The following is a 25063-nucleotide window of genomic DNA, read 5'->3' as shown; positions in this document are numbered from 1 at the left end:
GGCACCTCTTCGAAGAGGTGCGCCCGGCTTTTCGAAAAGCCGGGCTCCCTTGATCAATAGCCGATCGCGCAACCGTCTTTGCGCGGATCGGAGGCGCCTTCCAGAACGCCGTGTTCGTGGATCAGGATCGCCTGAGCACCACCGATGGCCACCTCGGGTGTTTCAACCTCGTGCCCGATCTCGACCAGTTGCGCGCGCACAGCGTCGGAATAGCCGCGCTCCACCATGAGCTTACCGTTTTCGGCAAAACACCGCGGCGCATCCAGCGCGTCCTGCGGCGCGAGGCCGAAATCGGTCATGTTGGTAACAGCGCGGGCGTGACCGCACGACTGGTACTGACCGCCCATCACGCCAAACGGCATGGCGACACGACCCGCATCGCGGATGATGCCCGGAATGATCGTGTGCATTGGACGCTTGCCGCCGCCATATTCGTTGGCGTGTCCTTCTTGCAGGGTAAAGCCTGCACCGCGGTTCTGGAGCAGAATGCCGAATTTCTCGGACGCCAGACCTGACCCAAAACTGTGGAAGACCGAATAGATCAGCGACACGACCATGCGGTCCTTGTCGACCACAGTGATGTAGATCGTGTCCTTGTGGACTGCCTCGCTGATCGCGGCGGGCCCGGTCATCGCCTTCTTCGGGTCGATCAGCGTGGCAAGTTTCTGCGCCGTTTCCATCGACAGCATATGGTCGAGCTTGGTCATATGCTCGGGATCGGCCACGAACCGATTGCGGGCATCGTACGCCAGCTTGGTCGCCTCGGCCTCAATATGGGCGCGCTCTGCGCCGAACGGGTCGAGCGAGGCGATGTCGAACTGGGACAGGATGTTGAGCAGCAGAATCGCCGTTGCGCCCTGCCCATTTGGCGCATGCTCCAAAAGTTCGCGCCCTTGATAGGTGCCACTGATCGGCGCGCCTATGGTGGTGGCGGCATTCGCGAAATCGGCTTCTGAGTGCACACCGCCCAACGCGTTGAGGGTAGCGAGCATGTCTTCGGCAACTTCGCCTTTGTAGAAACCGTCCCGGCCCTCTTTGGCGATGCGGCGCAGCACTTCGGCGTTGCCTGGCAAGCGGAACACCTGTCCCCGCTTGGGTGTAGATCCTTCGAGAAGGTAGTGCGTCCGGGCATGCCCTTGCAGCAGATGGGCGTTCTTTTCCCAATCCCAAGACACCCGGTCTGCCACGGGAAGACCGTTTTCCATGTAGTCGATGGCTGGCGCAAGAGAGTCGGCCAAGCCAAGGCGCCCCCAACGTTCGGACATGGTACAGAAGGCGTCGATGGCCCCCGGTATCGTGACCGCTTCAGGCCCATAGAGTGGAACGGAGGTCTCGCCCCGGCTGCGCAGGTCATCGGCCTTGGCCGCTGCTGGTGCGCGCCCCGAACCATTGATCGCGATCACGTCATCTCCACCTGCCGGAGAGATCAGTGCGAAACAGTCACCGCCGATCCCTGTCATGGCCGGCTCTGCCTGACCGAGGATCACAGCGCCCGCGATGGCGGCATCGACCGCGTTGCCCCCTCGTTTGAGGATGTCGATTGCGGCTTGGGCGGCAAGCGGGTGCGATGTTGCACACATACCATTTGTCGCCATGACCGCAGAGCGCCCCGGCATTTGAAAATCGCGCATAGGTTCTGTCCCTCCCCTTTTGCGGCACAAAATAGGCAGACGCGGGGGCAGGTCAATCAGATGATGGTTGGGGGGAGGAAGTACCTCGACGCCGCACACTGGGTGGGGGCTGTTAATGGCGCGACGCCGAGGTGAAGCTTTGTGCAGCTACCCTTACTGTATGACGTTCAACCAAGGCCGGAGTTCGAAGAGAATGGGGCTTTTCCTAGGCGACTCTGCGTGAGAATTGGCCAAAAGCCCCTTAATTTACTGATTATTTCCAAAGCGGGAACAATCGCACCAATTTTGACGAAACCACGTCATGCAGGTAGCGGGTCTGGCAGTGAAAACGTAAGGCTGAGTCGGTTTTTTCCAGCATCACGAGAGTGACATACGTGCGACACAAGACTGCGAATCAAGAACCATCCATACCCTCCTTCGCTCAATCCGCAGGGATCAGGGAGCGTCGGCGGCGCATACGGGTGTGGAAATGGGCGGCCCCAATCCAGCAGAACAATCTCGAGCGATGTGCCGGAAACGGTCATGTGCAAGACCAAGGCACCCAAAGATTGCCCTGCATATGCGTGTTCGACGATATTGTTGACCGCTTCCGCAATGACAATCTGCACGTCGTCTTGCAGCTGGGCAGCCTGCGTGGCCGACAAGGCCTCTGCCACCCGTCGCAAAAGACAAGGCGTCACCACATCTAACGCCGGAAGGCATTGGACAAGGACAGTCCTTTGTTCAGACCGGATCCGCTGCAACGGCCTGATCCGCATCCCCGTGGATCGTAAAGATCGTGTCCATCCGCGTCAGTCGAAACACCTTATCGACGATCGGTTGCAATGCGGCCAGTTCCAGTGTCTGGCCGGGGCGCAATTGTTTCATCGACGCGACTACGGCACCCAAACCGCTGGAATCGATGAAGTCCACTTGGCGCAGGTCGAGAATAAAGCGCCCTTGATCGCGGCCCGTAAGCTTGCGCATGTCTTCCTTGAATTGAAGCGCGGTGGGCGCGTCGATGCGGGTGGCGTGCACCCGGATCAGCGTGGCGGCAGGGTGCTGTTCAACAGTCAGTTCCATAAGACCTCGGTCATTGCTGTGCCGCAGACCCTAGACGCCAATCCTTACCATCCGGTATGCAAGGCCCAACATTCGGGGATTGGAGGATATGCCATGGCAGAGGTTGTGATCACAGGTGCCGCACGCACCGCGATGGGCGGGTTTCAGGGCGCGTTTTCGGACGTGTCGGCCACAGGCCTTGGTGGCACAGCAATCCGCGCGGCACTGGATCAGGCCGGGGCGCCCGCCGTGGATGAAGTTCTGATGGGGTGCGTTCTGCCTGCCGGTCAAGGCCAAGCACCCGCAAGACAAGCAGGCTTCGCGGCCGGTCTGGGCGAAGAGGTTCCCGCGACGACGCTCAACAAGATGTGCGGATCCGGCATGAAAGCTGCGATGATGGCGTTTGATGCCATTGCGCTGGGCCGAGCCACCACCATCGTGGCCGGCGGCATGGAATCGATGACCAACGCGCCGTACCTGCTGCCCAAGATGCGCGGCGGGGCGCGGATCGGGCACGGGCAGGTGATCGACCACATGTTCCTCGACGGTCTGGAAGACGCCTATGACAAGGGCCGACTCATGGGCACCTTTGCCGAAGACTGCGCCGAAGCCTTCCAGTTCACCCGAGAGGCGCAGGACGAATACGCGCTGCGGTCACTGTCCAACGCGCTCGAGGCGCAATCGTCTGGTGCTTTCGAACACGAGATCACTCCGGTCACGATCGCGACCCGCAAGGGTGACGTGACCGTGTCCGAAGATGAACAGCCCAGCAATGCACGCCCCGACAAGATCCCGACGCTCAAGCCCGCTTTCCGCAAGGACGGCACGGTGACCCCCGCCAACAGTTCGTCGATTTCAGACGGTGCCGCAGCGATGGTTCTGACCACGGCAGAGGCTGCCGGGAACAGCGCCCGCGCGCGCATCGTCGGTCATGCAAGCCATGCGCAAGCGCCCGGCCTTTTCACCACGGCCCCGGTTCCTGCCGCGCAGAAGCTGCTCGCTCAGATCGGCTGGAGCAAGCACGATGTGGACCTCTGGGAGGTCAACGAAGCTTTCGCCGTGGTTCCGATGGCCTTCATGCATGAAATGGGTCTCAGCCGGGACATCGTGAACGTGAACGGCGGCGCCTGCGCCTTGGGGCATCCCATCGGCGCGTCCGGCGCGCGCATCATCGTTACGCTGCTGAATGCGCTGGAGAAGCGCGGGCTGAAACGTGGTGTAGCGGCGATCTGCATTGGTGGCGGCGAAGGCACAGCCATCGCGATTGAACGGATCTGATCTTCTCTGTTTCACGAATATCTCGGGGGTGAGGCCGCAGGCCGAGGAGCAATGCCCCCTTGCTCGCGTTACCAAAGGCAAAGACATGACAGTTGATTACTCTAACCTTGCCAAGACCATCGCAGCACTGACCACGGGCGAAACCGATACCGTAAGTCTGATGGCCACTGTAGCATGCGAGGTGCACCAATCTGATGATCGGTTCGACTGGACCGGCTTCTATCGTGTCACCGGACCTGAGATGCTCAAGATCGGGCCGTATCAGGGCGGTCATGGCTGCCTGACCATCCCATTCTCTCGCGGCGTATGTGGTGCAGCGGCGCGAACCGGAGAAGTTCAGTTGGTTCGGGATGTCGAGGCCTTCCCCGGCCATATCGCCTGCGCTTCCTCGACCCGATCGGAGCTGGTGCTTCCGGTATGGAACGGAAAAGGCCGCCTGCTTGGTGTGTTCGATATCGACAGCGACCAGCCGTCTGCGTTTACGCAGGAGGATGCCGACGTGCTGGCTGGTATCTTGAAGACGACCTTTGCGGCTGTTCTGTAAGTTTAGGCGATGCCGATGAAAGTTAGGATGGCAAGTACGATCACGATCAGGCCAACAAGGTAGATGATACGGTTCATTGGGTGGTCCTCGAATTCAGTTTGATACTCCACGAACCAGCCAGTTATGGATTTGGTTCCCGTTTCGAAACACACGTCCTGCGCGACGCTGGCGCCATAATGAAAATTTCTTTTGAATTTTCATTATTTCATGCCATGAAATTCCAAGCGGAAATTTCATGGGCGAGTCGTGCAGCACGATCCGGTTCTTCACAGCAAAACACTTGGCGCGGACCTTCGGGCGCTGCGCAAGGCGCGTGGGCTGACGCTGCAGGACATTGCAGATCGTCTGGGGCGCTCGGTGGGCTGGGTCAGCCAGATTGAACGCGATCTGTCCGCGCCGTCGATCACCGACTTGCGGCGCATTGCAAAGCTGTTCGATGTGCCTGTCTCCCTTCTCTTTGGGACACCGCAGACTGTGGTGGACGAAGCCGGGTACGTCGTGCGCGCCGGTGCGCGGCGGCCCATTGGCAGCGGTGACAGCGGGTTGATTGAGGAACTGCTTTCACCCGACTTGTCTGACGATTTCGAAGTGGTGCATTCGACCTTCCAGCCCCACAGCCGCATTGGCGAAGTGGTCACCCGGCCCACGCAAGAAGTGGGTTACATCCTGTCGGGCAAGCTGGATCTGATCATCAGCGACAGGCGGTTCACGCTGACACCGGGCGACAGCTTTCGGATCAAAGCCGAGCCGTTCGAGTGGATCAACCCCTATGATGTCCCCGCCGTGGTGATCTGGGTCATCGCGCCTCCGGTGTATTGATGAGCGACGACGCGCATCCCGGCCCGGTTGCCCTGTCAGGAAGCTGCCTTTGCGGAGCCGTCACCTATACCGCCCATGGCGCGGCGGGGGCGCCTGCGGCCTGCCATTGCACCCAATGCCGCAAGCAATCGGGCCATGTTTGGGCCTCGTCCTATGTGACGGATGGCACGCTTGAAATTCGAGGCGAAGTGCGCTGGTATCAGTCCTCCGAAAAAGCCCGGCGCGGGTTCTGTCCGACCTGTGGTTCGGCGCTTTTCTGGAACCATGAGGATGACCCCTTCATCTGTTTCTCGACAGGCTCAATCGATGGGCCGACTGGATTGACCCTGCGCGGTCACATCCACACCAAAACCAAGGGCGATTACTACGAGATCAACCCCAACGACCCGCAGCGGCTGGACTGACACATGCTTGACCTTGCCCTCTCTATTCCAGTCTGGACCTACATCACCTTCATGGGGGCCGCGCTGGTGCTGTATATCACCCCGGGTGCCGACATGATGTTCACGCTGGCCAGCGGCATGCGCGGCGGTTCGCGGTCGGGGATGGCGGCTGCAGCGGGCATCGGATTGGGTGTGATGGGTCATGTGGTGATCGCGGCGGCAGGTCTTGCGGTGCTACTGCTCACCTACCCGATCGCCTATGACGCGCTGCGCTATGCAGGGGCTGCGTATCTGCTCTGGCTGGCCTGGCACACGTGGCGCGACACCTCCGACCCTGCACGCCGTGAAGGCCGCAGCGACACGTGGCGCGCGTTCCGTCGTGGTTTTCTGACCAACATCCTAAATCCCAAGGTGGGCCTGTTCGTACTGGCCTTCCTGCCGCAATTCGCCGACCCCGCGATTGGCCCTGTCTGGCAACAAATCCTGATCCTTGGCACGCTTCTCGCGTTTGGAGAACTTGCCGTCTACTGCGTGCTCGGCGGGTTCGCCGGGCTGGCCGCCGCCCGCATCCAGCGCGCCTCGGGATGGATCAACAAACTTTCCGCAATCGTCTTTGGCGGGCTCGCGCTGCGCCTTGCCTGGAACTGAGGAGACCATCATGTCCGATTTCCCCACCACCACCCGTGTCGTCATCATCGGCGGCGGCGTCGTTGGCGCATCCTGCGCCTATCACATTGCCAAGGCGGGTTGGGACTGCGTGCTTCTGGAGAAGAACGAACTGACCGCAGGCTCCACATGGCATGCCGCCGGGAACTGTCCGTCCTTCAGCAGCTCGTGGGCGGTCATGAACATGCAACGGTATTCGCTGGAGCTTTATCGTGGGCTTGCCGACGAGGTGGATTATCCAATGAACTACCACGTCACCGGATCAATCCGGCTGGCCCATTCCAAAGAACGAATGCAGGAATTCGAACGCGCCCGCGCCATGGGGCGGTATCAGGGTCTCGACCTTGAGATGATGGCGGTCTCGGACATGAAAGACCGCTATCCGTTCATGGAAACGCATGATCTTGCCGGTGGTCTGTATGACCCCGACGATGGCGACATCGACCCGGCACAGCTCACACAGGCGCTGGCCAAAGGCGCGCGGATGATGGGGGCCAAGATCGAACGCTTCTGCCCCGCGACCGGTGTGACCCGCAAAGGCGACGAGTGGATCGTGCATACCGACAAGGGCGACATCACCTGCGAAAAGGTGGTGAACGCGGCGGGCTATTACGCCCAGCGCGTTGGCGAATGGTTCAAACCTTATGGTGGGCGCACGGTTCCGATGACGGTGATGAGCCATCAGTATTTCCTGACCGAACCGGTGGCGGAACTTGAGGCATGGTCCAAAGAGAACGGCAAGCTGCCGCTGCTGCGCGATGTGGACAGCTCCTACTATCTACGACAGGAAAAGTACGGTCTGAACCTTGGACCGTACGAACGGAATTGTAAGGCGCATTGGGTCACGCCGGACGATCCCATGCCCGACGATTTCAGCTTCCAGCTTTACCCGGACGATCTGGAACGACTCGAATGGTATATCGAAGACGCGATGGCCCGCGTGCCGATCCTTGGCGCGTCGGGTGTCGGTCGCGTCATCAACGGCCCGATCCCCTACGCGCCGGATGGCCTGCCGCTGATCGGCCCGATGCCAGGCGTTCCCAACGCGTTCGAAGCCTGCGTGTTCACCTTCGGCATCACGCAAGGCGGCGGTGCGGGTAAAGTGCTGGCCGAATGGGTCACCGAAGGCCAGACCGAATGGGATATGTGGGCGGTCGATCCGCGCCGGTACACCGACTACGCCGATCAGGACTATTCCGATCAAAAGGCGATCGAGGTCTACGGCCACGAATACGCCATGCATTTCCCACGCCACGCATGGCCTGCAGGGCGCGACAAGAAACTGTCACCGGTGCACGACAAGATCATCGCGGCAGGCGGCGTGATGGGAGCCTATAACGGATGGGAACGGGCCAATTGGTTCGCGCAGCCGGGCGATGACACCTCCGAGGAAGCAACCCAGACTTGGGCCCGTTCCGGCCCGTGGCAGCAACGGATCAAGGAAGAATGCGAAGCCGTGCGCGATGCGGCGGGTGTGATCGCCATTTCAGGCTTCACCCGTCTGGCGGTCGAAGGCCCCGGAGCCCGCGCGCATGTCGATGCGCTCACCTGTTCATCCCTGACGAAACCGGGGCGCGTGGGTCTGGCTTATTTCCCCGACGACCGGGGCCGCATCCTGACCGAGATGTCGGTGATCCCGCAAAGCGACGATGCGATCTGGCTAATCACCGCCGCCGTCGCTCAATGGCACGACCGCGATGTCCTGCTGCGTAATCTTCCCGATGGAGTGACCGTGCAGGACCGCACGACGAAATACGAGTGTTTCCTTGTGACCGGGCCGAAATCCCGCGAGATGCTCGCGCCGTTGACGGATGCTGACCTGACCTTGCCTTGGCTGTCCTACCAAGAAGCGCAGGTCTGCGGCAAAGCTTGTGTCTTGCTACGTGTTTCCTTCGCCGGGGAGCTCGGATGGGAGGTGCACTGCCTGACCGAGGATGCACCTGAAATCTACGATGCTATTCTGGGCGCAGGGGCCAAGCCCTTTGGCATGTACGCGCTCAACGCGCTGCGGATCGAAAAGGGCTACCGCGCGTGGAAGGGTGACCTGTCCACCGATTACACCTTGCTGCAAGGCGGGCTGGACCGATTTGTCAAGCTCGACAAGCCGCAGGATTTCCCCGGCAAAGCGGCTCTGCAAAACGAAAAACAACAAGGCGTAACGAAACGCTTTGTCACACTGACCGTCGATGCGGGCGGGTCCGACGCGCCCTACATGTCGACGATTTGGCATGACGGACAGGTCGTCGGCGAAACGACCAGCGGGGATTGGGGCTACAGGGTGAACGCCTCCATCGCGCTTGGCATGCTGCGCGCCGAACTGGCGGTGCCGGGCACGGAACTTGAGATCGACATCTACGGCGAAATGCGCAAAGCGGTCGTCCAGAAGGATGAACCCCTTTGGGATCCGCAAAACGAAAGGCTGCGCGCATGACACTCACGATTCTGGACGGCGGGATGGGTCAGGAACTCATCCACCGTTCAGGCACTCCGCCTACACCGCTGTGGTCCACTCAGGTGATGATCGACATGCCACATCTCGTGCGCGAGATTCACGCGGATTATTTTGCCGCCGGAGCTGATATCGCCACCACGAACACCTATGCCATCCACCGCGACCGGCTTGCCGGAACCGACCACGAAGACCGGTTCGAAGACCTGCATCGGATCGCACTCGACATGGCGCAGGAAGCGCGCGAGGCGCATGGAACCGGAAAGATCGCAGGCAGCATCGGGCCGCTTGGCGCATCCTATCGGGCTGACTTGCAACCACCACACGAGATCGCAGTCGAACTTATGGCCGAGGTGGCCGGGATACTGGCGCCGTCCTGTGACATGCTGCTCTTTGAAACCGTGATCTCTGCAACCCAGACGCGAGCCGCACTCGAAGCGGTGCAGGGTCTGGGAAAACCTGTCTGGATCACCTTCTCGGTCGATGACGAGGATGGCAGCCGCCTACGCTCTGGCGAGGCCTTGGCGGATGCGGTTGCTCTTTGTGGTGATGCCGCGGCACTCCTTGCCAATTGTTCCGCGCCAGAGGCGATGCCCGCCGCGATTGATGTGCTCAGGACCAGCGGCAAACCAGCAGGGGCCTATGCCAACGCGTTCACCCAGATCACCAAGGCATTCCTCGCGGACAAACCCACGGTCGATGCGCTGACCGCGCGCCGCGACATGGGGCCAGACGCATATGCAGACCAGGCCGCCACATGGGTCGAGCACGGTGCCACGATCCTTGGTGGGTGCTGCGAAACCACGCCGTCCCATATTGCCGAACTGGCCCGGCGCTTCTCAAAGGCCTGACACCATGCACAGCGGGACGCAATCACAGGCAGTCGCCACCTCAAGAACTTCAAGACTGATGCGCGCCCCTCTGCTTCTTCTTTTTCCAAATATGCAAATTCCCAAGCCGCCACTCAGCCGAACAGGCGATTGGCGCTTGAGCAACACCACAAGATCGCACCTCGTCAGCTTCCCACCCATGGGACCCCAAGGAGACCTTCCATGACCCTCCCAAAACATGCCCGCGCCGTCATCATCGGTGGTGGAGTCATCGGCTGTTCCGTCGCCTATCACCTGACCAAGCTGGGCTGGACCGATGTGGTGCTGCTGGAACGCAAGCAGCTGACCTCTGGCACGACATGGCATGCGGCGGGTCTGATCGGGCAATTGCGCGCCTCGTCGAACATGACGAAACTGGCGAAATACACGGCTGATCTCTACTCGACCATCGAAGAGGAAACGGGTGTCGCCACCGGGTTTCGCAAGGTTGGGTCAATCTCGGTCGCATTGACGCATGAACGGCACGAGGAACTGCGCCGCACAGCCGCAATGGCGCGCGCGTTTGGCGTTCCGGTCGAAGAAATCGACACTGCTGAGATCAAACGGAAATACGCGCATCTGAACACCAGCGATGTCGTGGGTGGCGTGTACCTGCCCAGTGATGGACAAGGCGATCCCGCCAATATCGCGCTGGCCATGGCCAAGGGGGCTCGCCAGCGCGGTGCGCAAATTTTTGAGCGGACCAAGGCGACACGCGTCACACGCGACGGACAGCGCATCACCGCGGTCGACTGGGCGTCCGAAGACGGCAGCAGCGGCACGATCAACTGCGATCATGTGGTGAATTGCGCGGGCATGTGGGGTCGCGAGGTGGGTCAGATGCTTGGCGTGAACGTGCCGCTGCAGGCCTGCGAACATTTCTACATCGTGTCCGAACCGATCCCGGGATTGCAGGCGTTGCCGGTTCTGAGGGTGCCGGATGAATGCGCTTATTACAAAGAAGACGCAGGCAAGATGATGCTGGGTGCCTTCGAGCCGAAATCGAAACCCTGGGGCATGAGCGGTATCCCGGAGACCTTTGAGTTCGATCAACTGCCCGAGGATTTCGACCATTTCGAACCCATCTTGGAGGCGGCGGTGAACCGGATGCCGATGTTGGCCGAGGCCGGAATTCACACGTTCTTCAATGGGCCAGAAAGCTTTACGCCCGACAATGCCTATTTCCTTGGTCAAGCGCGCGAGATGGAGAATGTCTGGGTCGCCGCCGGATTTAACTCCATCGGCATCCAGTCGGCGGGCGGCGCTGGTATGGCGCTGGCGCAATGGATGGAGGACGGGGCGAAACCCTTCGATCTGGGTGACGTGGACATTGCCCGCGCGCAGCCTTTCCAGCGCAACCGCCGCTATCTAAAGGAGCGGGTGACCGAGACTTTGGGTCTTCTTTACGCCGACCACTATCCCTACCGCCAGAAGGCGACAGCACGCGGTGTACGGCGCACGCCTTTCCATCAGCAGCTTTTGGCGCGCGGCGCAGTGATGGGCGAAATCGCAGGTTGGGAACGGGCGAACTGGTACGCGAATGGGGGTCAGACACCTGAGTACGCCTATAGCTGGAAGCGGCAAAACTTCTTCGACAACGTTGCTCGCGAACACAAAGCGATCCGCGAGAATGTCGGCATGTACGACATGTCCTCTTTCGGGAAGCTGCGGGTCGAGGGACCGGACTCTGAGGCGTTTCTGAACCACGTGTGCGGCGCTGACATGTCGGTGCCGATGGGCAAGATCGTCTACACTCAGTTCCTGAACACGCGCGGTGGGATCGAGGCGGATGTCACCGTCACCCGCCTGTCCGAGACCTGCTATCTCGTCGTCACACCAGCCGCGACACGCGCCGCTGATCAGACATGGTTGCAACGCCATGTTGGCGACAAACGCGTCGTCGTCACCGATGTGACAGCGGGCGAAGGTGTGCTGGCGGTTATGGGGCCGAACGCACGACAGGTGATGCAGACGGTATCGCCGGATGATTTCTCGAACGACGCCAATCCGTTCGGCACTGCGCAAGAGATCGAGATCGGCCTTGGCACCGCGCGGGTGCATCGCGTGTCTTATGTCGGGGAACTGGGTTGGGAGATCTACATCCCAGCCGATCAGGCGGGGCATGTGTTTGAAACGCTGTGGGAGGCTGGTCAGGATTTTGGGCTGACGCTTTGCGGGATGCATGCGATGGATACCTGTCGGATCGAAAAAGCATTCCGCCACTTTGGCCATGACATCACTTGCGAAGATCACGTTCTGGAGGCCGGACTTGGCTTTGCCGTAAAGACAACGAAACCCGATTTCATCGGACGTGACGCGGTTTTGCAAAAGCGCGAGGCCGGTTTGCAAAACCGTCTCATGCAGTTCCGTCTGACGGATCCCGAAACGCTGCTGTATCACCACGAACCAATCCTGCGGGACGGGGAAATCGTGGGCTATCTGAGTTCCGGTGCATATGGACACCATCTTGGCCGTGCCATTGGCATGGGATACGTGCCCTGTGTGGGTGAAACTGCGGAGCAGGTGTTGGCGTCGACTTACGAGATCGACGTGGCGGGTGTGCGGGTCAAAGCAGAAGCCTCGCTCAGACCGATGTATGATCCGACGTCGGCGCGGGTGAGAGGGTAGCCAGAAACTTCGTACGCAGTTTCTGCAGTGGCAGGATTTTCGTACGACAATCCTGAGCCTTGTTCTGGGCTCTCAAGCTGCGTAGACGGTGCAGATGTCAGATTATACCCCGCCCAACACGCCGCTGGACATTCTGCACGAGGACCACGAGATCCTCGCGGTGAACAAGCCCGCCGGATTGCTGTCTGTGCCCGGAAAGGGACCAGAACTGGCAGATTGTCTGATCGCGCGGCTCGAAGCGGCTTATCCACAGGTGCTTCTGGTACACCGGCTTGATCGGGACACCTCAGGTGTGATGGTGTTCGGCTTGACGCCCCATGCTCAGCGCCATCTGGGATTGCAGTTCGAGAAACGGCAGACGAAGAAAACCTATCTCGCCCGCGTCGCCGGACGGCTGGAGCCGAAGACCGGGACAGTGGACCTGCCGCTAATCGTCGATTGGCCGAACCGCCCTTTGCAAAAGGTCGATCATGAGGCTGGCAAACCGGCAGTGACAGATTGGCGGGTAATGAAAGCGTCGGACACGGAAAGCCGGGTAAAGCTGTTTCCGCAGACCGGGCGCAGCCATCAGCTTCGGGTGCATATGCTGGCATTGGGGCATCCGATTTTGGGTGATCCACTCTATGCGCCCAAGACTGCAGATCAGCACCCGCGCATGATGCTACATGCCGAGGAATTGCGTTTACGGCACCCAGATGGTGGCGAAGGCATGAAGTTTAGGGTGGCCGCTCCGTTTTGAGGCGAACCGTACGCTGATGTGTCCAACTTACGCAGCCTGTAGCAGCGCCGATTGCATATTTGGAAAAAGAAGAAGCAGGAGAGCTGTGCCCCCTGCTTCATTTTGGGTTTATTCAGCCGCCCAGCCAGAGACGGCTTTGACTTCGAGAAAGGCCTCGATGCCCCAGACACCGCCTTCGCGTCCGTTGCCCGATTGTTTCATGCCGCCAAAGGGCGATCCTGCAGACCGGCCTTCCCCGTTCATTTCCACCATGCCCGACCGCAACTGACGCGCCAGCCTGTTCCGACGGGCGCCGTCCTGGCTTTGGACGTAGTTGGTCAGACCGTAGACGGTGTCGTTTGCGACTTGCACCGCCTCGTCTTCTGTCTCGAACTTCATGATCGACAAGACCGGTCCAAAGATTTCTTCGCGTGCGATGGTCATGTCATTAGTCACATCAGCAAACACCGTGGGCCGCACATAGAAGCCCTTGTTCAAGCCTTCGGGACGTCCGACCCCGCCGGTGACAAGGCGCGCGCCTTCGTCGATGCCTTTCTGGATCAGGTCCTGAATTTTCTGCCACTGGGTCGCGTTGACCACCGGGCCGATATGACGGCCCTCGGACGAGGCGGGGCCAACGCTGACCTTGGCGGCAATCTCGCCCGCCTCTTCGACCACACGGTCGTAGATCGGCGCTTCGACCATCATGCGAGACGGCGCGTTGCAGGACTGACCCGTGTTCTGCATCATGTGCAGCACGCTGCGTTTGACGGCTTTCTCATCGGCATCCGCAAAGATCAGGTTGGCGCCTTTGCCACCCAACTCTAAGTGCACCCGCTTGAGCGTGTCGGCGGCCGCTTTGGAGATCAGTTTGCCAGCGCGGCTGGAGCCCGTAAAGCTGACCATGTCGACGTCGGGATGTGCCGAAAGCTGGCTGCCGACGCCAACGCCATCTCCGTTCACGAGGTTGAATACGCCGGGTGGGAAGCCCGCATCGTGCATCATTTCGGCAAAGAGCATCGCGTTGAGCGGGCTTTCCTCGGACGGCTTGAGCACCATGGTGCAGCCCGCGATGGCTGCAGCCCCGACTTTGAGTGTGACCTGATTCATCGGCCAGTTCCAAGGCGTGATCAGGGCGCAGACACCGACGGCTTCGTAGATGATGCGGTCCTTTGGGCTGTGGTCGTTGAGGGGGCGGTCAAATTCAAATGACTTGGCCGCGTCAATGAAGTTTTGCAGATGCCATGTGCCCGCGCCGACCTGGCTCGCGCGCGACATGTCGATGGGTGCGCCCATTTCGACACTCATGGCTTGTGCCATCTCTTCACCGCGCGATTGGTAGATCTCGAGCAGTTTTTCCACCAGCGCGATACGGTCGGAAGGAGGCGTTGCCATCCATGATGGAAAGGCGTCCTTGGCCGCGGTAACTGCCGCGTCGGTGTCAGCCTGACCTCCAAGGGAAATCACGGCACAGGGCTCTTCGGTGGAAGGATCAATGACGTGGTGGTCACGTCCCTCGACGGGATCGATCCATTCTCCGTTGATGTAGAATTGGCGTTTCTCGATCATCTGATTGTCTCCCCTCAGAGCATTGCAGACGACACTGTGTCACCCCCGCGTTCCCCTCGCAAGGGGGTGTAACCGACCGATGCGCTGCCTATGTTTGCGTCAAACGTCACATCTCAGAAGGAGGCAATCATGGGCCTGCGTATCAACGATGAAATTCCCAACCTGACCGTGGAAACCGATCAGGGGACGATCACCCTTCACGATTGGATTGGCGACAGTTGGGCAATCCTTTTCTCACATCCAAAGGACTTTACGCCCGTCTGCACCACGGAATTCGGTGCGGTCGCGCAGATGTCTGAAGAATGGGAAAAACGTGGCACCAAGGTGATGGGCATTTCCGTCGACGGTGTCGAGGATCACAAAAAGTGGAAGGGTGATATCGAATCGACTTCCGGGTCCAAGGCAGGCTTTCCGATCATCGCGGATGAAGACTTGGCCGTGGCCAAAGCGTTCGACATGCTGCCTGCAGAATACGTCCTGCCAGATGGCCGGACCCCCGCGGACAGCGCGACAGTCCGGGTTGTGTTCATTGTCGGGCCTGACAAGAAGCTGAAGCTGAGCATGACTTACCCAATGACCGTGGGCCGGAACTTTGCCGAAGTGTTGCGTGCGCTGGACGCGCTACAGACTTCTGCGCGGGAAAACGTTGCCATGCCTGCAAACTGGACCGTCGGTCAGGACGTCATTGTACCGATGTCGGTCAGCGACGCGGATGCGATTGCAAAGTACGGCAAGATCGAAACTGTGCTGCCTTATCTGCGCAAGGCCAAGCTGCCTTCGTAAGCCATTGCAGACTGAACTTTGGGAAAAGGTCGGGACGTGCTCCCGGCCTTTTTCATTCCACAGATATCAGAACGGCCTCAACGCGCCGGTTGGCCTCTCGCCCTTCGGCAGTCAGGTTGGTGGCGCGCGGCGCCAGGAAGCCTACACCGTCGGCGGCGACCTGCCCAGCGGGAACACCACGCGATACGATATAGGCCTGAGCAGCCTCGGCCCGGCGGCGTGACAACGCGACATTCGCGGCAAGCGATCCTGTTGCGTCGGTATGGCCGACAAAGGTGATCTGACGGGTCGGGTTGGCAAGCAAGTAGGCCACCATCGCATCAAGTGATTGCACCGGGCCATCACCCAAAGAGGCAGCTCCGCTAGCAAAATCGAGATCGGCCAGAACCACGTGACCCGCGGTTTCCAACCGTGCCACAATGTCGCCTGCGTCCGCTGGGATGGACAGCGCCGGAGCAGCGATCACGGAAACATCCGCGCGCCCCGGAGGACCAACCGCAACCAACTGCACAAAAACCGTGTCACCATCACGGCTGATCAATAGGCTTAAGGCTTGGGTGGCATCCGCCGATTTGGCGGACAGGAAACGATAATCCGACAGATCGACATACATGTTCGGCGCGCGCAGAACGTCGGTGCCAAAGCGAAAATCGAAACCGCCGCAGCTTCGGGCGCTGCATTCGAAAATGATATCAAACCCGTCGGACATGAGTTGTTCGCGCAAAGGCCCAAGCACTTGTCCGGTGGTGATCCCCGCGCCGGAAATGCGCCACGCCTTTCGCCGGACTTCGCCCTCGAGGCTGGCGACGGGCACGCCCGCGGCTTCGGTCCACGCCCCGATTGGAAGATCATAGCTGCCCGCCGGTGTGACGCGCGACACGGTTTCACGCGCCCCTAAAGGCAAAGCCAGATCAAGGGCCATGGAGGGCGATGCAACAAAGCTCGCCGCGACACAAAGCCCGCTGAATTTAGCGCGCTTGCGCGTGATACTCGTCATTAGGCCGCATATCCGTGGCACTGGCCACGCGGTTGGTCATGTTGAAGAAGCCCGCGACATTGGCGATGTCCCAGATGTCACGGTCACTGAAACCGGCATCCCGCAACGCTTCGCGGTCGAATTCCGCGATCTCAGCGCTGGATTTGGTCATCTTTTCAGCAAAGGCCAGCATTGCGCGGTGGCGGTGCGGCAGATCGGCGACACGCCAGTTCATAACCAGCATCTCGCCCAGTTTTGGATCGCCAGACAAGGCGCGCACCGCCGCACCATGGGCGGTGAGGCAATAGAAGCATTTGTTGATCGAGCTCACGACCACCGCGATCATCTCGCGTTCCAGCTTGCTCAAACCGCTGCCCGCCAGCATCAGATCGTTATACATCGCGGTAAAGGCGTTCAGCTTGTCGATGTCGAAGGCATAGGCCTTGAGCACGTTCGGGATCATGCCCAGCTTGTCCTGACAGACATCAAAGTATTTCTGTGTCTCGGGAGGAAGCGGGTCGACCATCGGCAGGTTGAGCGCCGTGGGAGGGGTATCTTTGGTCATTCGGGTTCGCTTGTGTTTGGCAGGATGCGGTAGTGGTACTGTCCCACAACCTGCATTCCGAGGGAAGCATAGAGGCCGTTTGCGCCGACATTCGCCTGCGTGCACAAGACGCTCATCCATTCCGCGCCGTTCGAATTGGCCCAAAGGGCGGCTTGCCGCATGAGCCAGACGCCCATGCCTTTGCGCCTGTGTGCGTTGGCAATCTCAAGCGCGTGCACCATCGCGATCCGCTCGGATATGGCGCAATAGGCGGTGCCTGCGGGTTTGTCGGTGATCCGTCCAAGGATGCCCGTTTTGGGCACCTCAGCCCGCTCCATCACCGCGATGCGCTCTGGCCCAATGCCGCCTGCTTGCCAAAGATCGCGCATGATCGCCAAAGGTTCCCATATCGAAAAGGCGGTGACGCGGGGCACGGGTACATCGGTCAGTTGATCTATCGGACACACCCAGAGATTCACCGGGTCGATCACTTCGTATCCCCGATCGGCCAACGCCGCGTCCAACGCGCCGTCACCTTCTCGGATCATGAAGAGCGCATCCTGACCCAGCATCCGCATCGCGGTTTCCGCGGCCGAGAGGTCTTCCTCGCGCCAGTCACCTTCGGCCGTGGCCGCGCTCACGCGTTTGCCGCCTCCGGCGCCGTTACGCAGCATCCACGGCCCCGCCGGCGTGCGGTCAGCGGGTGGCCATGTGGCCTCGGTCACCGCATAGAGGGTCTGGACGTTGGGCGTCATGCCGGGAACAGTTCTGCCAATCGCGCCATCGCATGATCCACACGTGCGCCATCACTGCCGCGCACGACGATATTGGAGCCATAAGCCCCGTTCTGCTGGAACGGGTAGGAACCGATTGAGAGGTCCGGGAAATCGGATGCGATCTGGCCCAATGGCCCGGCGATATCGCCTTCGCCGCGATCCACCCGCAAGGTCTGTGACAGGATCGGTGCGCCGCCTGTCAGCGTTGGGATGACGCTGGCAACCATTGCCTGAAACACCGACGGCACCCCGGCCATCACATGCACGTTGCCAATGGTGAAACCGGGCGCGATGGAAACCGGGTTTTCGATCAGCGTGGCCCCATCGGGAATACGCGCCATGCGCTTGCGGGCGTCGTTGAACTCCATCCCGCGACTGTCGTAATGCGCCTGAAGCAATGCCGCCGCATCGTCACGCACGTCTATGTGCACGCCAAACGCTGCCGCCACACAATCGGCGGTGATGTCGTCATGGGTCGGCCCAATGCCACCCGAGGTGATGACTGTGTCATGAGCCGCTCGCAAATCGTTCAGCGCCGCAACGATTGCATCATGGTCATCGCTGACGATCCTCACTTCGCGCAAGTTGATGCCCACTTTAGTAAGTTCCTGCGCCAGATGGTGCATGTTGGCGTCGCGAGTTCGGCCTGACAGGATCTCGTCGCCGATCACCAGCATGGCTGCGGTTGGATTGGGCATGCGCTGCCTCCTTGATCCGGGTTTTGCTCAGGTATAGGCGTGGCTTATGCGCTTTCAAACCCCTCTTGTTCCGGGCACCTTGATCCGGCGGTACAAACGCTTTCTGGCCGATGTCACTCTTGCGGACGGGCAAGAGGTGACCGCCCATTGCGCCAACCCGGGGTCGATGATGGGTCTGGCCGATCCGGGGATGCGCATTTGGCTTGAGCCAAATGACGACCCAAAGAAGAAGCTTAAGTTCGGCTGGCGGCTGGTCGAGCATGAGAACGGGCACTTCACTGGAGTGGATACGGCTGTGCCGAACCGAATGTTGAAGGCGGCGCTGGAGGCACGCAAGGTGCCGGGGCTGGATACATTCGACACCCTGCGTGCCGAAGTGCCTTATGGCGAAAAAAGCCGGATTGATTTCCTGTTGTCCCGAGATGGTGAGCAAGACACCTATATCGAGGTGAAGTCCGTGACCCTTTCGCGCCAACAAGGACTGGCCGAGTTCCCCGACAGTGTGACTGCGCGCGGCACCAAGCACTTGCACGAACTTGCCAACATGGTTGCGCAGGGGCACCGTGCAGTGATGCTCTATCTGGTACAACGGACGGATTGTGACCGCATGACACTCGCGCATGATATCGACCCGACCTATGCACGGGCGTGGCTTGCCGCCTCAGACTCAGGGGTTCAAACATTGGCTTTGGATTGCCACATAACGCCCGGGGGTGTTGAACTTGGCAAACCTATCCAAATACTAAAGCCCTCTGGGCTGTAATGTCGCGCTACTGGCAAAACCATGCGCGGGGGGCTAAAACCAACATGAAAGTTACTGGAGTTCCATTGTGAACAATAACCATGATGGTCGCATGACACGGGAAGGTATCCGCATCCACGAGGCAGCGGACTTTGCTGGCATGCGCAGAGCCGGAGAACTGGCTGCCCGCATTCTGGATGATGTGGCCCAACATGTTGTCGTCGGACAGACCACTGCGGCGCTGGACGATTTCATCCGAACCGAGGTCGAAAAAGCGGGCGCTGTTTCGGCAACCATCGGCTACAAAGGCTATCAGCACGCAAGCTGTATCAGCGTGAACCACGTGGTCTGCCACGGTATCCCCGGTGACAAGACGCTTAAGGATGGAGACATCCTCAACATCGATGTGACGGTGATTGTCGATGGATGGTTCGGAGACACCAGCCGCATGTATGTGGCCGGCAAGCTGAGCCGCAAGGCGGAGCGTCTGATTCAGGTCACCCATGACGCACTGTTCATGGGGATCGAAGCTGCAAAGCCCGGCAACACGTTCGGCGACATCGGCCACGCTATCCAGACATTTGTCGAAGCGAACCGTATGTCCGTCGTGCGCGACTTCTGCGGCCACGGCTTGGGCCGCGTGTTCCACGCTCCGCCCAACGTGCTGCACTATGGCCGCCCAGGCACTGGACCGCGGCTTGAGGAAGGCATGTTCTTCACGATCGAGCCGATGGTAAATCTTGGTCGCCCGGAAACCAAAGTATTGGCCGACGATTGGACAGCCGTGACGCGGGACAAGTCGTTGTCCGCGCAGTTCGAACACTCCATCGGGATCACCTATGATGGGTGCGAGGTTTTCACACCGTCTCCATCCGGGCAGTTCCACCCGACGTATTCTGCCTGAGTGATGCTGCCCTTATGGACGCTGACACAACCCGTGTTCTGACCATCGGGTGCAGTTGCATCAATCGGTTTCAATTCGATTTCTTCCAAGACAGGCATCCCGAAACGGCCCCGCACTTCGTGAGGTCTTTGTTCGACTGGAACATCGTTTCCTTGGTCGGCACGGAGTCCATCCTTCGTCACGCGGTCGATGGCAGTTTGCAAGACATGCTTGGGGATGCGACCGCGTTTTTCGTAGAATGGGACGTGCTGCTGTTTCACAAACAGCTTCCCGGCGTTTGTTTCTTCCACGAACAAGAGATCGCAAAGACATTTGACGATCCGGCACAGAAAGACACCCTGATCAGCAAACTTGCGCACCAATCAGCACCGTTCCTGGCACCGGACTATGGAGGGCGCACACATTTGGTCTGGTCGAACATTCAGCCCAATCTGCCGGACACCGTGAACAACGTCACGCCCTGGGATACATTCCAACTGACGGCTCAACGACATGCCAACGTCACAGCGCTTGGGCGAGACCTTTTCGGGTCTGAGACCAGCTTTAGTTTCCTCACCGTTGCAAACGACGTCGCGCCAGAGTTGATCGGCGCACCAGACGTGCATGTGATCGACCTGCCGCGTAGCCCGGAATACGAGGGGCCGCCCAAACTCTACGACTCTCTCCTTACGGGTATCGTTGCACGGACACACATCTGAGACCGCCTTGGACTGGGGTGGTTTGTCGCTTTCCCTTGCCCGTTCGCACCGCTAAACCGTTTGGCATAGCGGAGGCTCAGATGACGAAGATCACCCCACAACCCGGGATCATGGATATTGCGCTTTATGTCGGCGGCAAATCGCATGTCGACGGCGTGTCCAACGTGGTGAAACTCAGCTCGAACGAAAACCCGTTCGGGCCAAGCCCCGCCGCGCAGGAAGCGGTGCGGCGTTCGGTGCTCGAGTTGCATCGCTATCCCTCGACCGATCATGCCGCTTTGCGCGCCGCCATCGCCGACGTTCACAACCTGAACGCAGATCAGATCATCTGTGGTGTCGGCTCTGACGAGATCATCACCTTTTTGTGCCAAGCCTATGCTGGGCCAGGGGATGAGGTGATCCATACGGAACACGGTTTTGCACTGTACAAGATTTGCGCCCTCGCTGCGGGTGCAACTCCGGTCGAGGTCGCCGAACATGAACGCGTCACTGATGTCGACGCGATCCTTGCGGCCTGCACGGAGAAGACGAAATTGGTGTTCATCGCCAACCCGAACAATCCGACCGGCACAATGATCGGTCTGGCCGAGGTTGAACGTCTTGCCGAAAACCTACCCCCACAGACGTTGCTGGTGTTGGACGGAGCCTATGCCGAATTCGTCGACGGCTACGATGGCGGTGCTGGGCTGGTTCGTGCACGCAACAACGTTGTGATGACGCGCACTTTCTCAAAGATTTACGGTCTGGGCGGGCTGCGGATCGGCTGGGGCTATGGACCGCAGGAAGTGATTGACGTTCTCAATCGCATTCGCGGCCCCTTCAATCTGTCCGGCACTGCGCTCGCTGCGGCAGAAGTTGCCGTACGCGACACCGCCTATGTCGAGAAATGCCGCCTTGAGAACACCCGCCTGCGCGCATGGTTGGCCGAAGCACTGGCCGAACATGGTGTTCCGTCTGACACGTCAATGGCGAATTTCGTTCTTGCCCGGTTCACCGATGAAGCAGAGGCCGAAGCATGTAATGAATACCTGCAGAAACAAGGCCTGATTGTCCGACAGGTCGGGTCCTACAACTTGCCCTTCGCGCTGCGCATCACGGTTGGGGACGAGGCAAGCTGCCGGCGGGTGGCGCATGCGATAGGCCAGTTCAAGGCAGGCGCACGATGACCCCAATCTATGACCGCGTCGCCTTGATCGGACTTGGCCTGATCGCGTCGTCGATGTTCTGGGCGATGAAACGCGGCGGCTTGGCCGGCCACGTCACAGGATATGCCCGCAGCGCGGAAACCCGTGACACTGCGCGCCGGATCGGTTTGTGCGACACGGTCTGCGATACGCTGGCAGAGGCCGTTGCGGATGCAGATCTTGTGGTTCTGGCCGTACCCGTTGGCGTGATGGGGCAACTTGCGCAAGATCTCGCGCCCTATCTCAAGCCCGGCGCGACCGTTACCGACGTTGGATCGGTCAAAGGCCATGTGATCAGCGATGTTGCTCCGCACATTCCTGAAGGCGTGCACTTCGTTCCCGCGCACCCGTTGGCGGGAACAGAACACTCCGGACCGGAGTCCGGGTTCGCAACGCTCTTTGACAATCGGTGGTGCCTAATCGTTCCGTCCGAAGGCAGCGACCCCGAGGCAGTCGAAACCCTTTCGCGCTACTGGCGCGGGCTTGGTTCGAACGTCGATGTGATGGAGCCGGACCACCACGACCTCGTTCTGGCGGTCACGTCGCATTGCCCGCACCTGATTGCGTACACGATGGTAGGTGTGGCGGATGACCTGCGGCGCGTCACCGACAGCGAAGTGATCAAGTATTCGGCGGCCGGATTTCGGGATTTCACCCGTATCGCAGCCTCGGATCCGACGATGTGGCGCGATGTGTTCCTTACCAACAAGGACGCGACACTGGAAATCCTTGGGCGCTTCACGGAAGAGTTGTTTGCGCTGCAACGGGCGATCCGGCAGGGTGATGGCCCATTGCTTCATGACTACTTCACGCGAACGCGGGCGATCCGTCGCGGGATCATCGAAGCGGGTCAGGATACAGCAGCCCCCAACTTTGGGCGATCTGGATAGGGCATCGGATGCGGTTAACGAGTGTTTTTGTTTGTGTGTGGATCGGGATGACTGGGGCAGCACTGGCGGCGCCAGACACGTCACTGAGACCAGTCGCTCGAACGGATCCTACCCTTGAGTTGACCAAAGCGTCACTGAAAGACACACGACCCAACGCGCGACCCAACTTGTTTGAAGCCAGCTTGGTGCGCCAGTTGACACGGGAAATCGAAGGCGAGGCTGATCCCGGCTTCCAACTTGCGCTTGCCAGTCAGGTTGGCTTGACGACACGCGCCTTTGCCGCCCTGTCCCCCCAAGCCACTGGATTGTCGATCCGCCCGAACCTGCGCCCCAACAGCATGGTGCAAAAGGCAATGGCGCAACGGCAAGCCCGCGCGCGAGGTGCTGTCTGCAATGATCCGGACATTCAGGGCGAAACGGTTGGCTTCGTCCCGGGGCGCCTGTCAGCTTGCGGAATTGAGAACGCAGTCAAAGTTCGATCAGTGTCCGGCATTCCCCTAAGCCAAGAAGCGGTGATCGACTGCACAACCGCCAAGGCGCTGAAAACGTGGGTGAACAATGGCGTAAAACCTGCAATCGGCACCTCAGGTGGCGGTGTGGCACAAATCAGGGTCGCCGCGCATTATGCCTGCCGAACCCGCAACAATCAGCCCGGCGCGAAGATCAGTGAGCATGGCAAGGGACGTGCGATCGACATCTCAGGGTTTCGCCTCCGCGATGGGTCTGAAATCACGCTTTTGCAGGACTGGAACCGTCGTGACACCGGTGCCATGCTGCGCAAAATGCATGCGCGGGCCTGCGGTGTTTTCGGCACCGTCCTTGGGCCGGATTCCGATCGGTTTCACAAGGATCACTTCCACTTCGATACAGCCCGACATCGCGGCGGATCGTTCTGTCGTTGAACCCAAAGGCTTCATCGGATTACTGGTAGGATCTGACTAAGCTTTCCGCCACCAGTGCCCAGCCGTTCGCTACGATGAAAAACGCAAGTTTGAACGGAAGTGAAACGTTGGCCGGCGGGACCATCATCATTCCCATCGACATCAGCACTGCTGCCACAACAAGATCAATGATCAGGAAAGGCAGAAAGATCAGGAACCCGACCTGAAACGCACGGGACATCTCCGATAGCAGAAAGGTGGAAACCAACACCGAAAGCGGAGTGTCCGGACTGAGTTCCGTCAAGTCAAGATCACTACGGATGCGCGCCATTGTGGCAAAGGTATCCGGGTCGACCTGCGCCGCCATGAACACACGAAACGGTTCAAAACCACGGTCAAAACCCTCTTCGACCTCGATCTGCTCGTCCAGAAGCGGCTTGATTCCCTGCTGCCATGACTCAAGCAGGACAGGCTCCATTACGAAGAACGTGAGAAACAGCGCAATGCTGACGATCAGCATGTTGGGAGGGGATTGCTGTAAGCCGATTGCCTGCCGCAAAATGGCAAGTACCGTGATGATAAATGGAAAACAGGTGATCATGATCACAAGGCCCGGCGCGATGCTGAGCACGGTGATCAACGCGATCAGTTGCAGGGTTGTGGCGGTAATGGAACCGCCGTCGCCAAAATCGAACGAAAGGCTTTGCGCTGAAACGTGCGACGCCGTCAGGATGCCTGCCAGAAGAACGATATATCCGACGCGGCCCACCCCTTAACTGCCCGATGGCCCAAGATCGTTGACATCGACCAAGCGCACGCACAGTTGGCCTTGCTGTTCACCCGTCTCTGCAATTTCGAGAACACCCAAACCGATCAAGCGATCCCCGACATAAAGTTCGACCGCGTCTTCCACACGTTTGTCCAGCAGTAGGACAGACCCTTCTTCAAGCTGCAGCAAGTCTCGAACCAAAGGTCGTGCGCGGCCGACGGACACCATGATTTCAATTGGAACATGGGTGAAAGCCGCATCAACCTTACGCGTGTCCGATTGTGTCTTTGCACTATCCATGGGCGCGCATCTCCGTTTGGCCCTGAAGGGCAGCGCGCACAGCTTCAGAAATTTGTACGATCACATCCGAAAGGTCGATAGACACTTCTTTTGCGCCGAGGCGCATATCGGCGCGGCCTTCGGGCACATCTGAATCTTCGACCACCGTAATCGGAAGTCGAGCTCCCGATCCGTTGACCAGCTGGGATACCTGTCCTGCCGTTCCCGGGGCAACCGCAATCTCGATCTGAACGGTTCCCATGTCACGCGCCATGCTCGCTAATTGATCCGCGACATGCGCGCCCAAAGTTTCTCGTGCCAAGAGAGGCAACATTTTCTGCAAT

At 59.7% G+C, this 25063-nt stretch carries 27 protein-coding genes; 16 read left to right on the top strand and 11 right to left on the bottom strand.

From position 1 onward, the window contains the following. Positions 1–53 precede the first annotated feature (53 nt). From ACK3EW_RS20390 to ACK3EW_RS20380, 3 genes are all read right to left on the bottom strand, one after another. The gene (locus ACK3EW_RS20390; protein ID WP_085630459.1) at positions 54–1631 is read right to left on the bottom strand and encodes a gamma-glutamyltransferase family protein; all 1578 of its coding nucleotides are present in this window, start codon (positions 1629–1631) and stop codon (positions 54–56) included. 299 nt (positions 1632–1930) lie between these two features. Beyond that, positions 1931–2389, bottom strand: a complete 459-nt coding sequence (locus ACK3EW_RS20385) for an ATP-binding protein (protein ID WP_493807602.1) — start codon at positions 2387–2389, stop codon at positions 1931–1933. Next, entirely contained in the window at positions 2355–2693 is a 339-nt protein-coding gene (locus ACK3EW_RS20380; RefSeq protein WP_493807601.1) for an STAS domain-containing protein, read from the bottom strand. The genes ACK3EW_RS20385 and ACK3EW_RS20380 overlap by 35 nt, the downstream gene beginning before the upstream one ends. A gap of 93 nt (positions 2694–2786) precedes the next feature. Here ACK3EW_RS20380 and ACK3EW_RS20375 point away from each other — a divergent pair, with 93 nt between their 5' ends. The 9 genes from ACK3EW_RS20375 to ACK3EW_RS20335 all read left to right on the top strand — a co-directional run bounded on the left by ACK3EW_RS20375 (position 2787) and on the right by ACK3EW_RS20335 (position 13047). Continuing rightward, the gene (locus tag ACK3EW_RS20375) at positions 2787–3950 is read left to right on the top strand and encodes a thiolase family protein (protein ID WP_493807600.1); all 1164 of its coding nucleotides are present in this window, start codon (positions 2787–2789) and stop codon (positions 3948–3950) included. An 85-nt stretch (positions 3951–4035) separates the two neighbouring features. Then, positions 4036–4494, top strand: a complete 459-nt coding sequence (locus ACK3EW_RS20370; protein ID WP_493807599.1) for a GAF domain-containing protein — start codon at positions 4036–4038, stop codon at positions 4492–4494. A gap of 246 nt (positions 4495–4740) precedes the next feature. Continuing rightward, positions 4741–5313 (top strand): helix-turn-helix domain-containing protein, encoded by a 573-nt coding sequence (locus ACK3EW_RS20365; protein WP_493807598.1) that lies wholly within the window; start codon positions 4741–4743, stop codon positions 5311–5313. After that, on the top strand, positions 5313–5717 hold the full coding sequence (locus ACK3EW_RS20360) for a GFA family protein (RefSeq protein ID WP_493807597.1): 405 nt from the start codon (positions 5313–5315) through the stop codon (positions 5715–5717). Before ACK3EW_RS20365 ends, ACK3EW_RS20360 begins: the two co-directional genes overlap by 1 nt. Before the next feature lie 3 nt (positions 5718–5720). Further along, positions 5721–6344, top strand: a complete 624-nt coding sequence (locus ACK3EW_RS20355; RefSeq protein ID WP_493807596.1) for a LysE family translocator — start codon at positions 5721–5723, stop codon at positions 6342–6344. Between the two features lie 10 nt (positions 6345–6354). After that, positions 6355–8793 carry a GcvT family protein gene (locus ACK3EW_RS20350; RefSeq protein ID WP_493807595.1) on the top strand — a complete coding sequence of 813 codons (2439 nt, stop codon included), beginning with the start codon at positions 6355–6357 and terminating at the stop codon, positions 8791–8793. Beyond that, a complete protein-coding gene (locus ACK3EW_RS20345) occupies positions 8790–9662 on the top strand; it encodes a homocysteine S-methyltransferase family protein (protein ID WP_493807594.1) in 873 nt (290 codons plus the stop codon). Before ACK3EW_RS20350 ends, ACK3EW_RS20345 begins: the two co-directional genes overlap by 4 nt. Positions 9663–9863: 201 nt before the next feature. After that, positions 9864–12308: a GcvT family protein gene (locus tag ACK3EW_RS20340; RefSeq protein ID WP_493807593.1), complete on the top strand. Its 2445-nt coding sequence runs from the start codon at positions 9864–9866 to the stop codon at positions 12306–12308. A 94-nt stretch (positions 12309–12402) separates the two neighbouring features. Next, entirely contained in the window at positions 12403–13047 is a 645-nt protein-coding gene (locus tag ACK3EW_RS20335) for an RluA family pseudouridine synthase (protein WP_493807592.1), read from the top strand. A gap of 108 nt (positions 13048–13155) precedes the next feature. On the opposite strand, the gene ACK3EW_RS20330 is transcribed toward ACK3EW_RS20335, so the two are convergent. Next, positions 13156–14595, bottom strand: a complete 1440-nt coding sequence (locus tag ACK3EW_RS20330) for an aldehyde dehydrogenase family protein (protein WP_493807591.1) — start codon at positions 14593–14595, stop codon at positions 13156–13158. Positions 14596–14724: 129 nt separating this feature from the next. On the opposite strand from ACK3EW_RS20330, the gene ACK3EW_RS20325 reads away from it, so the two are divergent. Then, entirely contained in the window at positions 14725–15378 is a 654-nt protein-coding gene (locus ACK3EW_RS20325) for a peroxiredoxin (protein ID WP_493807590.1), read from the top strand. A gap of 52 nt (positions 15379–15430) precedes the next feature. On the opposite strand, the gene ACK3EW_RS20320 is transcribed toward ACK3EW_RS20325, so the two are convergent. Genes ACK3EW_RS20320 through ACK3EW_RS20305 form a run of 4 tightly spaced genes read right to left on the bottom strand, consistent with a single transcriptional unit; the run spans position 15431 to position 18372 of the window. Continuing rightward, entirely contained in the window at positions 15431–16375 is a 945-nt protein-coding gene (locus ACK3EW_RS20320; RefSeq protein WP_493807589.1) for an OmpA family protein, read from the bottom strand. Further along, positions 16347–16919 carry a peroxidase-related enzyme gene (locus tag ACK3EW_RS20315; protein ID WP_493807588.1) on the bottom strand — a complete coding sequence of 191 codons (573 nt, stop codon included), beginning with the start codon at positions 16917–16919 and terminating at the stop codon, positions 16347–16349. Before ACK3EW_RS20315 ends, ACK3EW_RS20320 begins: the two co-directional genes overlap by 29 nt. Beyond that, complete coding sequence (locus ACK3EW_RS20310) at positions 16916–17653, bottom strand: GNAT family N-acetyltransferase (protein ID WP_493807587.1); 738 nt, start codon at positions 17651–17653, stop codon at positions 16916–16918. The genes ACK3EW_RS20315 and ACK3EW_RS20310 overlap by 4 nt, the downstream gene beginning before the upstream one ends. After that, positions 17650–18372, bottom strand: coding sequence for a competence/damage-inducible protein A (locus tag ACK3EW_RS20305; RefSeq protein ID WP_439118620.1), 723 nt, complete (start codon positions 18370–18372; stop codon positions 17650–17652). Before ACK3EW_RS20305 ends, ACK3EW_RS20310 begins: the two co-directional genes overlap by 4 nt. Before the next feature lie 46 nt (positions 18373–18418). Here ACK3EW_RS20305 and sfsA point away from each other — a divergent pair, with 46 nt between their 5' ends. The 6 genes from sfsA (at position 18419) to ACK3EW_RS20275 (ending at position 23692) form a co-directional block, all read left to right on the top strand. Further along, positions 18419–19135 carry a DNA/RNA nuclease SfsA gene (gene sfsA / locus ACK3EW_RS20300; RefSeq protein WP_493807586.1) on the top strand — a complete coding sequence of 239 codons (717 nt, stop codon included), beginning with the start codon at positions 18419–18421 and terminating at the stop codon, positions 19133–19135. Positions 19136–19226: 91 nt separating this feature from the next. Further along, positions 19227–20018, top strand: a complete 792-nt coding sequence (map, locus tag ACK3EW_RS20295) for a type I methionyl aminopeptidase (RefSeq protein WP_439118618.1) — start codon at positions 19227–19229, stop codon at positions 20016–20018. 14 nt (positions 20019–20032) lie between these two features. Further along, the gene (locus tag ACK3EW_RS20290) at positions 20033–20716 is read left to right on the top strand and encodes a hypothetical protein (protein WP_493807585.1); all 684 of its coding nucleotides are present in this window, start codon (positions 20033–20035) and stop codon (positions 20714–20716) included. A gap of 80 nt (positions 20717–20796) precedes the next feature. After that, complete coding sequence (gene hisC, locus ACK3EW_RS20285; protein WP_493807584.1) at positions 20797–21882, top strand: histidinol-phosphate transaminase; 1086 nt, start codon at positions 20797–20799, stop codon at positions 21880–21882. Next, positions 21879–22790, top strand: coding sequence for a prephenate/arogenate dehydrogenase family protein (locus ACK3EW_RS20280; RefSeq protein WP_493807583.1), 912 nt, complete (start codon positions 21879–21881; stop codon positions 22788–22790). Before hisC ends, ACK3EW_RS20280 begins: the two co-directional genes overlap by 4 nt. Positions 22791–22975: 185 nt before the next feature. Then, a complete protein-coding gene (locus ACK3EW_RS20275) occupies positions 22976–23692 on the top strand; it encodes an extensin-like domain-containing protein (protein ID WP_493807582.1) in 717 nt (238 codons plus the stop codon). Positions 23693–23711: 19 nt separating this feature from the next. Here ACK3EW_RS20275 and fliP read toward each other — a convergent pair whose 3' ends face one another. Genes fliP through ACK3EW_RS20260 form a run of 3 tightly spaced genes read right to left on the bottom strand, consistent with a single transcriptional unit; the run spans position 23712 to position 24993 of the window. Continuing rightward, a complete protein-coding gene (fliP, locus tag ACK3EW_RS20270; RefSeq protein ID WP_493807581.1) occupies positions 23712–24440 on the bottom strand; it encodes a flagellar type III secretion system pore protein FliP in 729 nt (242 codons plus the stop codon). Positions 24441–24443: 3 nt separating this feature from the next. Next, on the bottom strand, positions 24444–24740 hold the full coding sequence (locus tag ACK3EW_RS20265; RefSeq protein ID WP_493807580.1) for a FliM/FliN family flagellar motor switch protein: 297 nt from the start codon (positions 24738–24740) through the stop codon (positions 24444–24446). Beyond that, positions 24733–24993, bottom strand: coding sequence for a hypothetical protein (locus tag ACK3EW_RS20260; protein WP_493807579.1), 261 nt, complete (start codon positions 24991–24993; stop codon positions 24733–24735). The genes ACK3EW_RS20265 and ACK3EW_RS20260 overlap by 8 nt, the downstream gene beginning before the upstream one ends. Positions 24994–25063: the final 70 nt, after the last annotated feature.

This window comes from Marivita sp. NO-S04, from assembly GCF_059070475.1.
The sequence above is the reverse complement of the archived record's forward strand: the minus strand, read 5'-3'. Positions and strand labels throughout refer to the sequence as shown.